The organism is Pirellulales bacterium (genome assembly GCA_035499655.1).
Classification (GTDB): domain Bacteria; phylum Planctomycetota; class Planctomycetia; order Pirellulales; family JADZDJ01; genus DATJYL01.
Map to the genome: position 1 here is coordinate 1 of DATJYL010000203.1, position 11,893 is coordinate 11,893.

General features: G+C 54.6%; 9 protein-coding genes and 1 tRNA gene. 4 read left to right on the top strand and 6 right to left on the bottom strand.

Annotated elements, in window-relative coordinates; translation table 11 throughout:
• Nucleotides 1-205 (bottom strand): hypothetical protein (locus VMJ32_15030; GenBank protein ID HTQ40337.1); only part of this gene is annotated, 205 nt, incomplete at its 3' end.
• Nucleotides 206-404: 199 nt separating this feature from the next.
• Here VMJ32_15030 and VMJ32_15035 point away from each other — a divergent pair.
• The gene (locus VMJ32_15035) at nucleotides 405-1,631 is read left to right on the top strand and encodes a protoglobin domain-containing protein (protein HTQ40338.1); all 1,227 of its coding nucleotides are present in this window, start codon (nucleotides 405-407) and stop codon (nucleotides 1,629-1,631) included.
• A 63-nt stretch (nucleotides 1,632-1,694) separates the two neighbouring features.
• Here the strand turns inward: VMJ32_15035 and VMJ32_15040 are convergent, their stop codons facing one another.
• A complete protein-coding gene (locus VMJ32_15040) occupies nucleotides 1,695-3,059 on the bottom strand; it encodes a sigma-54 dependent transcriptional regulator (GenBank protein HTQ40339.1) in 1,365 nt (454 codons plus the stop codon).
• Between the two features lie 688 nt (nucleotides 3,060-3,747).
• Between VMJ32_15040 and VMJ32_15045 the strand changes: the two genes are divergently transcribed.
• Both VMJ32_15045 and VMJ32_15050 read left to right on the top strand, forming a co-directional pair.
• A tRNA-Ser gene (locus tag VMJ32_15045) sits at nucleotides 3,748-3,834 on the top strand.
• Nucleotides 3,835-4,224: 390 nt separating this feature from the next.
• Nucleotides 4,225-4,632: a hypothetical protein gene (locus VMJ32_15050; GenBank protein ID HTQ40340.1), complete on the top strand. Its 408-nt coding sequence runs from the start codon at nucleotides 4,225-4,227 to the stop codon at nucleotides 4,630-4,632.
• Between the two features lie 28 nt (nucleotides 4,633-4,660).
• Here the strand turns inward: VMJ32_15050 and VMJ32_15055 are convergent, their stop codons facing one another.
• Nucleotides 4,661-4,813, bottom strand: coding sequence for a hypothetical protein (locus VMJ32_15055; protein HTQ40341.1), 153 nt, complete (start codon nucleotides 4,811-4,813; stop codon nucleotides 4,661-4,663).
• A 288-nt stretch (nucleotides 4,814-5,101) separates the two neighbouring features.
• On the opposite strand from VMJ32_15055, the gene VMJ32_15060 reads away from it, so the two are divergent.
• On the top strand, nucleotides 5,102-6,046 hold the full coding sequence (locus VMJ32_15060) for a polysaccharide biosynthesis/export family protein (protein HTQ40342.1): 945 nt from the start codon (nucleotides 5,102-5,104) through the stop codon (nucleotides 6,044-6,046).
• Nucleotides 6,047-6,874: 828 nt separating this feature from the next.
• On the opposite strand, the gene VMJ32_15065 is transcribed toward VMJ32_15060, so the two are convergent.
• From VMJ32_15065 to VMJ32_15075, 3 genes are all read right to left on the bottom strand, one after another.
• Entirely contained in the window at nucleotides 6,875-7,444 is a 570-nt protein-coding gene (locus VMJ32_15065; protein ID HTQ40343.1) for a transcription termination/antitermination NusG family protein, read from the bottom strand.
• Between the two features lie 542 nt (nucleotides 7,445-7,986).
• A complete protein-coding gene (locus VMJ32_15070) occupies nucleotides 7,987-9,369 on the bottom strand; it encodes a DUF1501 domain-containing protein (GenBank protein HTQ40344.1) in 1,383 nt (460 codons plus the stop codon).
• A 16-nt stretch (nucleotides 9,370-9,385) separates the two neighbouring features.
• Nucleotides 9,386-11,893: DUF1549 domain-containing protein (locus VMJ32_15075; protein HTQ40345.1), on the bottom strand; the 2,508-nt coding region annotated here is incomplete at its 5' end.

Consider the following 11,893-nt stretch of genomic DNA (forward strand, 5'->3'; position numbering starts at 1 on the left):
AAAACAAAGGCGTGCTTTCCAGCGCTGATTTGGGAGGTTGCGCTGTGGAAGCAGCCGAAATACCCACGCCGCACGAGTACTGTGTTGAGTATGCCACAGCCGGAGTATTGAATAGGCAAAACGTATGCCACGAATCGACGACGCGCAGGAACAGGCCCCGCGTGGCCTGGAATCGCAAAAACCTCGCAAAGCGGCAGGTATCCACGGTCAGATTTATATGTGATAAACTGTGAACGTGGTGTTCTGGTCCGCACAGTTGTGTCAAATCCGCACGCTGCGCGTTTTGAATCCTCGATCAGTTTTCTTCGTCTCAGCCAATACGGTGCCGGGACTTACGTTTCTGCCTTTGAGGGAGCGGGGCTTACCCAGCGATGAGTAAAGACAGGAGAAAAACCCGCCAGCAAATGAGTTCCCCCGCACCGGTGGACGAAACGGTTGATGTGGCCCGCCAATTGGCCTATTTGGAAATGGATGAGACGGACTGGGAGCGATTGCAGGCGATGGCGCCGGCGCTGACTGCGGGCAACGCCGAGTTTGTGGAAGCGTTTTATCGGCATCTGTTCCGCTTTGAGGAGAGCGCACGTTTCCTTCAAGATCCGGCGCTGGTGGAGCGGCTCAAGGTGGCGCAGCAATCGCATTTGGAATCGATGCTGCAGGCCGTGTGGAACGAAGAATATGTCGAGCGGCGCCGGCGAGTGGGAGATGCACACGCCCAGGTGGGGATACATCCGCGGATGTTTTTGGGGGCATACAATCAGTACTTGCAGTTTTGCTTTCGCCGGCTGTTGGACAACGACGATGCGCGAATGCAAGAGTTCGTGGAATCGGGATTGTCGCTGATGAAAGCGGTTTTTTTCGACATTGGCTTGACGTTGGACGCATATTTCCAGCATGCCACGGAGAACTTGCAGCAGGCGCTGGAGATGGTTTATCACGCGAATGCGGAATTGCGGCAATTTGCCCAATTGACGAGCCATGATTTGAAAACTCCCTTGGGCACGATGGCCAACCTGTGCGATGAGGCCCTGGATGAGTTCGGCGAGCAAATGCCGGCTGGAGCCCGCGAATTGATCGACGCGGCGAAGAACCGGGCATATCGCATGAGCCAGACGATCGACGAGTTGCTAAACTCCGCGCTAACGAGTCAGTCTGGCGAAAACGGGGAGGTATTTTCCAGCGAGCTGGTAATTAATCAGGCGGCTGATACCGTCAGACCACTGTTGGAGAAAAAGCAGATTGAATTGGTGGTGTCTGGACCGTTGCCGTGGGTATGCGGCGATGCGGTGAAGGTTCGCGAAGCGTTTTACAATCTTCTCTCGAATGCGGCCAAGTTTATCGACAAGCGGCCTGGGCGAATTCAGATTAGCGCCCGGCTGGAAGGAGAGGATTGCATTTTTTGTGTAGCCGACAACGGACCGGGAATACCGCCAGAGGAACTGCGGAGAATATTTGTTCCCTTTCGCCGGCTTCCCCGTCACCGGAACGAACCAGGGTCGGGGCTGGGGCTGTATTTCACGAAGAGTATCATCGAACAACAGTCGGGCCAGATTTGGGTGGAATCGGAGGTGGGGCAAGGAAGCCGGTTTTTTATTCTGCTCAAGACGGACATTGGGACGGGGGCGTCTTTGTAGCGCGCAACGCCGGAGAACGGGCGATCGATTGGCGATAGGCACGGACGACACCCGGATCGGCCGCTATACGTCCTGAGGGCTTTCGGGACTCTCGATATGATATTTTTCGAGCAAGCGATACAGGCTGCGGCGATTGATGCCAAGGGCTCTAGCCGTGCGACTTTTATTACCCCGTTCACGGTTGAAGACTTCCAACACATGGGCCCGCTCGATGCCTGCCAGCTCGTCGCCCACCGGTTCCGCCGAGGAGCGCCCGTTGTGCGAACGAGCTTCGGTAATATCGGGAGGCAAATCTTCAACATAGATCGTATTATCGTCAGCCATGATCTTGGCCCGATCGATCGCATTGATCAGTTGGCGCACATTTCCGGGCCAATGGTAAGTTTCGATGGCGGCCATCGCCCGGGGATCGACAGACCACTGGCTCCCCAAAAAATGATTGACCAGGAGGGTGATGTCGCCTTTTCGATCGCGCAGGGGGGGCAATTGGAGCGACATGACATTGATGCGGTAAAAGAGGTCCTCTCGAAAACGCCCCGCAGCCACTTCCTTAGCCATGTTTCGATTGCTGGCCGCCAGTAGCCGCACGTCCACTCGGCGCTCCTTGACCGATCCAATGCGTCGCATGGAGCCATCTTCCAGCACGCGCAGCAATTTGGCCTGCAAGGAGCCAGCCAACTCGCCAATTTCGTCGATGAATAACGTGCCGCCGTCGGCCACCTCGAACAAGCCTGGTTTCATAGCCGCAGCGCCGGTAAAAGCGCCCTTTTCGTGCCCAAAAAGCTCGCTTTCCAGCAGCGATTCGGGCAAGGCGGCACAGTTGATTACCACCAAGGGCTTGTCGGCGCGCGTGCTTTGACGATGCAGGGCGCGGGCGACCAATTCTTTGCCGGTGCCGCTTTCGCCTTGAATCAGAATTGCTTTATCCGTGGGACCTGCGCGCTCGATCAAACGGAACACCTCTTGCATGGCGGCCGACTTACCGATAATTTCCGAATCGGTTTGGTTGCGGCTTAAAACCGTCTTGAGTTGGCGGTTCTCTTTGCGAAGTTGGCCCGTTTCGTAAGCATTTTCGATGAGAATTTCCAACTCGGCCAGGGGGAAGGGCTTGGAGAGGAAATCGACGGCGCCCAGCTTCATCGCTTGGACCGCGGTTTCGATAGACCCTTGCCCGGTCAGCATAATCACTTCGCATTCTGGATTCGATGTTTTCAATTTCTCCAGAAGTTGCAAACCGGACAGGCCAGGCATGACCATATCGAGGACAGCCACATCGAATTGCCGCCGCTCGGCCATTCCTAAGGCATCTTCCCCCGACGATGCTTCCTGAACTTGGAATCCGCGGCGCAGGCAGCGCCGAGCCACCGTGCCGCGGAATTCCGCATCGTCGTCGACTAACAGCAGATCAACCTTATTGGGATCGAACATCAGAGTAATTCCAATCGATAGATTTCAAGCGTCATGCTGCGCATCCACCAATAGCAAGCAGCGTGCCGACTTGTCTAAGCCAATGACAACCTTCCGATTCGTGCGAATATGCCGGGAACTACCGCGTCTAGTTGTGGTTTGTGTTGGCGCCGGCCGCATCTGCCTTGAAAATACTGTGCGGCCTATGAACAGTGCTGTGCGAAGCCGCACATAGATAATCTACATTACATGTCTCGGAGAGCATAATCCATTACACGTGGCCGCCGTTGCCGAACCTTTTGTGTTGTTTGCCCTGTCGTATGGGGAAAGCTAGGGCCGATTTCTTTTTGATTCTGAGCAAAACTGTAGGATGGGTCGAGCGAAGCAAGACCCACCCTGCTTTGAAACCAGAATCAGCCGTAGTTGTCGCAAATTGGCGGTGGGTCTAGCAGACTTGACCAACCTACTTTGAAACAAGGGTTGGCCTTTGGGAAAAGCTGTAAGTCTGGCCGGGTTTTTTTGACTGTGGTAGACTTTGGCCCTGCGATAATTTCGAAATATACGGCGTTAAGTACAGTGGTCATTTCAACCGTGCGATCGTTAATTTCGTATCAGCCGCCGATCGGATGCCAAAACAGCCATAAACACGACAGTAAAGGGGCAAACCGGAAGAGATAATAAGGTCATGAAGCCGAGAAATCTGCGAATTGGATGGGTGGCCGAGCGGTTTAAGGCACCGGTCTTGAAAACCGGCGTGGGCGAAAGTCCACCGTGGGTTCGAATCCCTCCCCATCCGCCTGTACGTTAGTATAGTATCGCAACCCCACGCAACTCACGGCAGTTGTGAGGGGTTGTTTGTTTTGAGGCGAAGCATTGCGAGACAATTCGGCTCCTAACTGCACCGGATTCTGCAGCGCCTGATCAAAATGTGCATCCGTGATTTGTACGTAATGCTCGCGGGCAACATCTGGAGAGTTGCCATGCCATGCGTAGACGACGTAAGTGAGGAAAGTCTCCAGCAACTCGGTCAGGCGGCTGGACCGGAGAATGTGGTCAGGCTGACCATTTGGGAACTTTACCATTAGGCAATAAATGCCGAAAATATAAGCTAAAGAAATGAGAGAATGCGAGCCTGAATTCCGATTGTATCGTAGCAGGTCAGCGGTTATTGAATTCTGGCATTCCCATGCGAAACAAGTTTCTTTCGTCGACGATCTTGCTGGCGCTGCTTTCAGCGGTGGCTGATGTGCAGGCTCAGCAAGCAGTGCCGTCGTATCGGCCAGCCAGTCCCACGCTCAGTCCATATTTATATTTGACACGGCCCAATGCCGGCCCGTTTCCCAATTATCAAACATTTGTGCAACCGCTCGAGGCACAGCGCCAAACCAATCAGATCGCGCAGCAGCAAATCATTCAATTGCAGCAGAACCAGCAGCAGATTCAGCAAACCCAACAGCAACAGTTTGCACTCACGCTGTCACCCACAGGTGTCGGCAGTACATTCAATAACGTCTCGCACTATTATGCGAGCAGCGGCGCCACTCACGCCGCTGCTTCGCACGGGAAGGCTGCCGCACAGACAGGACGAAAATAGCTGAGGGTTGTGCTGGTACGGGCAGTTTTCACCGCCGGCGCTGCAGTTCTTCTTGCAGCAGAGCCGCTTCTTCCAAGGTTGCAGCCAGTCCCAACCGGGGGATGATTTCTGGCAAGCTGTCGATGGCGCCAGCTCGGGCCACGAATGGTGATGCTATCACGACCGGAACTTGAACGGTCATCGAGAAATCTCGGCGGGAACTTTGTATTCCGGGCGGGTTCGGCGAACGCTAGCAGGAAAAAACTGCGTCGACCGGGATGATTTTACCGATTATATCGATTAGTCCCTCGTTGCGGCCGATGTGTCTATCGTTACGTAAGCTCGTGAGATTTAGTGCTTGATGCAAGCCTCTCGCCCGAAGTACGAGTTGGGTAATCTCCTGGGATGGGCCGCCGGGTTAGCAGTGGCATGCGCAGTGGGGTGTCGCTCCATCCCGAATGCCCCGGTCCCACCCAGCGTACCACCTGCCGTGCCGGTTCAACGGACAGCACCGCGGGAACTTACCAAAGTGATCCTGCCGCCGTACCGGATTGAGCCCCCGGACATTCTGCAAATCGATGCGATTCGGGTAGTTCCCAAGTTTCCGTATCATTTGAGAATCCTCGATTCACTCGTACTGCAAGTAACCAATGCGTTGCCCGATGCTCCCATTTCCGGCACGTTTGTGATTGATCCAGGCGGCACAATTAACCTGGGAAATCCGTACGGTGTCGTGTCGGTGGCCGGCAAGACGGTGGAAGAAGCTCAGCAAGCCATCGCGGCACAACTGAAACAAACGTTGCGCGAGCCGGTGCTGAACGTATCGCTGGGTGAAATCGCCAGTAAGCAGCAAGTCGCCGGCCAACATTTGGTGGCTCAAGATGGCACGGTCACCCTGGGCAGCTACGGCAACGTGGAAGTCGTCGGCCAAACGGTGGCTGAGGCCAAAGCGTCGATCGAGAGTTACTTATCGCAAACGCTGCAAGATCCGGAGGTCTCCGTCGAAGTGTTTGCGTATAACAGCAAAAATTATTACATCATCACCCAAGGGGCCGGCCTGGGTGACGGCGTCACCCGTTACCCAATCACCGGCAATGATACGGTACTGGACGCGATTGCTCAAATCAGCGGATTTACGTCGGTATCTTCGACCAAGATTTGGGTTGCTCGGCCTGGTCACACGTGCGAAGGTCACGACCAAATTCTGCCCGTCGACTGGTGTGCCATTTCACAGCGCGGCGATGCAACGACGAACTATCAGTTGCTGCCTGGCGATCGAGTCTATGTCGCGGAAGATAAGCTGGTCTCGCTCGACAATTGCCTAGCGAAAATCATTTCGCCGATCGAACGCGTGTTTGGCATCACATTGTTGGGTAGCAGCACAGTGTTTAACCTGAAAAACGGTGGGAATGGCAACAACGGGGGCGGGTTCTGATCTTTTTCGACGGAACACCGTTACGATTGATCGAGGCGGAAGGCGAGGAGTGAAACGGGCATGAAAGAATTCGGGGGAATGTGGCTGAAAGCCTCTGCGGCAGGGTTCTGTGCCCTGCTGGTCGGTGGCTGTGTGGGTCCCTGTCAACGGCCCACGGCCAGCGCGCCAACATGCTCTATGCCGTGTGAACCGGAGTGCATCGCACCATTGGATCCAGCCAACTGGTGCTATGGTTGCCAAGCTTATTGCGTAGCACCTTTGGATCCGGTGTGTCACGGCTACCATCCCACTTCGTGGACACCGTGGGGTACGGATTGCTCTCAGTTGGGGCCATCCACAGTCCCGGACCAGTCGTCGTCGCTCGAGGAGTTGCCGCTGCCAGAGCACCGCGAAAAACAAGATCTTTCGGATCCAGAGCAATTGCCTTTGCCGCCGCCAGCTTTACAAAGTCCCGCACCAGCGAGTTCCAGCAGGCCGGAACCAACCGTTCCCGCTCATGCACCTGCAGCTGCACATCGCGCTGAGTCGGGTGCCCCTGTCGCATCCGCAACGGAATCCGACGCTCCGCTCCCCCCAGGGTACTTCTTGCAGTCAAGCGGCGCAGCTCCCGCTCCCGCATCCCCCCAGCTACTACGTTAATTGGGAGATGAAGGCTCCAACACCGCGACCGTCAAGCTCTCCGGTGGTGACATGAGTCCGCCGGGCAGCTCCGCAAATTTCTTCCAGGGAACCACTGCTCTACCCCTCCGACGTGGCTTCGAAACAGTATCGTTGCCCCGATCATTTCTCGGCGCCTTCGCTCCTGCATTGGTGTTTACGGATAGAAATTCAACCTACAGGCTCGAGGAGGTAATCATCAATCTCCAACGATACTCCTTGCTGGAGCATGGTCACCCAGACCATGAGCCGTGTTTCGTTCTTACGCCTGATGACACTCCCTTCCAAACCAGCCAGCGCGCCTGCGCGAATGCGTACGTGTTGATGAGGCGCTAGCTGCGATTCAACGGTCAGTGCTGCCCCGCTTTCAATCAGCAATTGAATTTTAAGTAAGTCGCCGCGCAGTTGCTCCGCATCCATGACCGGGAATACTTGGGCCACGCGATTGGTCATTAACGCCCGCACACGGTCGTCGTCCGAGCCGAAAACGAACACGTATCCAGTGAACAAAGGAACGAGCGAGTGAACAGGGCGGCCGCGAATGAGCAATCGACGCGGCACCAGCGGCAAGTAAAAGGGAATCTCGCGCTGCAGCAGATCGCGGGACAGGCTCTTTTCCTGACGCGCCCGTGTATAGAATACCCACCAATCCGAGAGACATTTTTCACAACTGCGATCAAGGTGCGGGGTTTCCAAAAGATTCACTGGGTAGAGGTTCGTCTCAGATGTAAGAATTGGCATCCAGTTCTCCTTTTTATCGTCCGGGATTCTTAGATGAATTTCAAAGTGGGCGTGGACTGAGGACTGTTGGCGATCGCCAAATGCGATTTTTTAAACTACCTGGCGCATCGTCGTGGTCGTTGGAAGACCATCTAATAACGATGGGGGTAGTCACAAGAATGGAGGATGGCCCCGCTCTGGGGAGGTAAAAAGTGGCGTCTGCTACAATAAGGGGGTAAGTCTAAAGTCTAGTTTCCTTACTTTAAGCTGGATTCTTTAGTTTGCAAGCACTTTGTAGATTGTTTGAGCAAAACCGAAATGTTTTATTGAAATTAGAATCAAAGGCTAAATCTAATCAATTTGGCGATCACTTGGACCATGCCTGAGGCTCGATTAAGGGCTTAGGGACCAAACAGTTTCACCGCATGCCCACGCCGGGCCGTGGGCATGGCTTTGCACAAAAACGATGGTGCCGTCGCGATCTGTTGCGACAGCACCGCTGCAATCTTCATCATTTTGTGGCTTGACGTGAGATATTATGCAAAGCCGGTTGCAGCTTGCGTTTAACTGAAAAGCTGTTGGATGATTCGTCCCTCACGGACAATCATGACGGGCCTGCCTGTGGGAGTGCGGTATTCTTTAGTAAAATCGATGCCCAGACTGTGATAAAATGACGCCGCCACCGCTTCCGGGGTGATGAGATCGCCGACTGGGGCCATGCCGCGGTCATCGCTGGCGCCGATAACTTGCCCCCCTTTCATGCCTCCACCTCCGAGCAATACCACCATGGCCTGCGGCCAGTGATCCCTTCCCGCCCTGGGGTTGATTTTGGGAGTGCGTCCAAACTCGCCGGTGACAAAGACGGAGGTGCTTTCCAGCAAACCCTGTTCGGCCAGGTGGGTGAAGGTTGCAGATAACCCATCGTCAAGTTGCGCCAACTTGCCATTTTTCAACTGTTCAAAGTTGTTGCTGTGGGTGTCCCAGCCTCCGAAGTTCACGGTGACAAATCGGACACCAGCCGCAACCAGTCGGACCGCCAGCAAGCAGCTTTGTCCAAAGGGATGTTTGCCGAATCGCTCAGCAACCGCGGTCGGTTCCTGAGACAGATCGAATGCCTCCCGCGCTTTTGGCGACGTAATGATTTGGTAGGCTTCGACGGAGAACTCATCCAGGCCACTGATTAAATCATCGTTCTTCTCCAAGCCATTAAATACCGTATCCAAATCGGAAAGTAGTTTCTGTCGTCGTTCCAGCGCCGGAGCAGGAATCTCCTTGTTCGGCGCAATACCTCTTACCGAAAATGGTTTGCCTGCCACAGGCACCGCGTTGGTTTGTAAAGGCGCGAACTGGACGCCCAGATAGCCTCCCGATTGTGGCGTGTCCGGAATCGCGACAAACGCTGGCAGCTCGGGATCACCCGGTCGCTCTTTGCTGACCACGGCGCCGTAACCAGGATAACTTAGCGATTGGATCGGTCGATTGCCGGTGTTCATGTACAGCGTGCCCAGCGCATGGGCGGCGAGCGAGTGACTTACTCCGCGCAGAATAGCAAACAGGTCGGTGCAGTGGGCCAGCTTGGGCAGATGCTCGCAGAACTGAATGCCAGGCACATTGGTTGGAATTGGACTGAATTCGCCTCGATACTCGCTCGGAGCCTGTGGTTTCATATCAAACGTATCAAGATGTGATGGCCCCCCCGCTAAATTGATAAAGATCGCACTTTTAGCCTGCGTGGATTCCAGCTCGCCCGAGCGCGCTAACCGGAGATAGCCTGCCAACGAAATGCCCATGCTCCCCAATACGCCGGCCTTAATGAAATCACGGCGCCGAATGCCACTACACAGGTAATGCAACTTCATGGAAGGAGACCTATCATTATGAGTTGATGAAGAAACGCGTTGTGGTGCGCGAGGAATAGTTCGTGGCTTGCATGATTGTTTCAGCAATCCGATCTTTTTGAACTTAGTGGTTGGTAATGAATTCCTTAGTGTTTACGAGGGCCCATAATAAGTCGCGCAATCCGTCTCGTTCAGGGGTGGCGTCTTGCAACGAATGTTCAGCGATAGACAATTCATCTCCACTGGGCGGCCGGCTCAAGGTGCGCAAATACGCCTCCCGAACAATGTCCTCGACGTTTGCAAGTGGCGTGACTGAAGTCAGCGAGTTCAAAGCTATTTCCTTGGATTGTCTGCCAGGGAGCGTGATATTCTGCGGGGCCGAATTCTGTGCACTTGTCAATTCTCGTAGCCAACTTCGCTCGCGCTCAATTAATTGCAGCGAATCATTGTCGTTGCGCAGATAGAGCGTCTGCAATAGGCTTGGCGCATTGGAGCGCTCACAATCACAATTCATCGTTCGACTCGGTTTCCCAAATACTGTCAGCGCATATCTTCCGTTGTCGGACCGACCTCTTTTCAGCACGTCTGCGGCGCCAGCTGGGGGACCAATCGACCGTCCCTCGAGTCTCACGGCCATGGTCGCGTTGTCCAGGCGGTTGGCCGTAGCTTGCAGCAATGCATCGTACAGTACTTCCGCCGGAAGACGTCGGGGCAGCGCATGGCTAAAATGGCGTTGATCGAGACGGTTCGTGTCATTTGGTTTCCAACTGAGTTGATAAGTGCGGCTGCAAACGATTTCGTGGTGGAGCCATTTCATGTCATATCCATGATCGATGAACGCCCGGGTGAGATAATCCAGTAACTCGGGATTGCTCGGCGGATTGGCCAAATTGAGGTCGTCGGGCGGATCGACGATGCCAACGCCAAAATAGTTGGCCCAAACACGGTTCACAAATACCCGGGCAAAATAACGGTCTGCATCGCGCTGCAGCCATTCAAACACGGCGCGTCGTGGATCGTCGTATTGCGAAAGATCGACCGTTTCACCCCCCAGTAACTTGGCATCCTTGGTGGTGCTCACTTGACCGGCGAGTTGCACTTTTCGTTTGCTGTTTGCTTTCTGCGTCGCGTCTGTGGTAGCGACGAATAATTCTTGCTGTGGAATAACTTTGCCATCCTGGAAGGCCTGCACGAGTTTCTCGTGATTTTCCCGCTTGTTCGCCTTCGGGTCCAGATCGGCCTCTTTTAGAAGTCGGTCATAGTCTTGTTTGGCATCGGGCGCCACGCCATAGGCAACCCGGTTGAATAATTTGGCAAATTGTGCAAAGTCCTGTTGGGTCCATTGGTCGAAGGGGTGTTTGTGACATTGAGCACATTGCAGCTGAATTCCCATAAACGTGTAACAAAAACCCAATGCCATTTCTTCGGGCTTGCGAAAGTTGCTGCGGACCCAATACCAAGGCATCGTTTGGTGCTGTGCGAAAGCAGTCGGATTCCCATGCGATTGAGCAACCAATTCCCGGCAATAATCCTCATAGGTCTGGCCTGGATCGCGACTGGCCGCCAGCACGAGTCCGGCAACGAGCTTGTCATAGGGTTGGTTGTCCTGCACGCGTTGATAAATCCAGTAATACCACTGGGCTGCCGCGACGTCCGAATCAGCATCGGTGTACTGCACGGCCTGCTTCAGATATTGTGGATTGTCACCCGTCAGATCGCACAACTTGGTGGTCCACCAGGCAGCATAGGTCGGTCGATCTAACAATTCGTCCACCTTCCGCAGACGCTTATCCTGTGACGCATCAGCGATGAATGCTTTCACTTCACCGGCGGAGGGCAGCGTACCGGTGATGTCAAGACTAGCCCGGCGTAGAAACTCGGTATCCTTACATAACTCCGAAGGAACAATTCCCAGGCTACGAAGCTTCGCGACAACCAGCTCATCGATTTTCGTGGGTGTGGGAACCGGTGGGAACTTCGCATCCACCAGTTCCGAAACCGGCAAATACGCTTGAACCGGTACGATGCCCTTGTCATAGAACGTCACAATGTCTGTATCGCCTGCGCGCAGGGCCGTCACTAAACCGTTCGCATCCACCGAGGCTATGGAATCGTCGTTACTGCGAAACCGACACAGGCACGTCACATCTTCGCTTGACCCGTCCGACCAATGGGCAACGGCGCGCAACTGAAAGGTATCGCCACATTGATGGAAGCGATACGCCGAAGGGGTGACCGTGATTCGTTCCAATTCAGCACTTTCGGGAAGGGTCGCCTGGGCACCGCCGGCAATCCATTTCCGAAGCAGATTATATTCCCACGACCCGACCGACATCCGTTGACCACCTTCATGATCCTCGAGCAACGTGGGCTTACGAAGCATTAAGCTGGCTTCCGGGTCATCACGATTAGCGCGGGGCGGATTACCGGCCAGGAGCGCTTGATGGTCGGCATCGAGGTCGTAACCGAAGAGCGAAAGACGAAATCCACCCCGACCTTGAAAGCTACCGTGGCAAGCGCGCGTATTACAACCGAGTCGGCCCAGCAATGGCACTACTTCGCGGCGGAAGTCGGGGACTTCCGTGCCCTTGTCGGTAGCGAAGCGATCGGAAGCAGGTGGCAAATCTATGGC

Coding starts and splice junctions, on each gene's coding strand:
- VMJ32_15055 (HTQ40341.1), bottom strand. CDS start 4,813: ATGACCGTTCAAGTTCCGGTCGTGATAGCATCACCATTCGTGGCCCGA.
- VMJ32_15040 (HTQ40339.1), bottom strand. CDS start 3,059: ATGTTCGATCCCAATAAGGTTGATCTGCTGTTAGTCGACGACGATGCG.
- VMJ32_15065 (HTQ40343.1), bottom strand. CDS start 7,444: ATGCCAATTCTTACATCTGAGACGAACCTCTACCCAGTGAATCTTTTG.
- VMJ32_15050 (HTQ40340.1), top strand. CDS start 4,225: ATGCGAAACAAGTTTCTTTCGTCGACGATCTTGCTGGCGCTGCTTTCA.
- VMJ32_15035 (HTQ40338.1), top strand. CDS start 405: ATGAGTTCCCCCGCACCGGTGGACGAAACGGTTGATGTGGCCCGCCAA.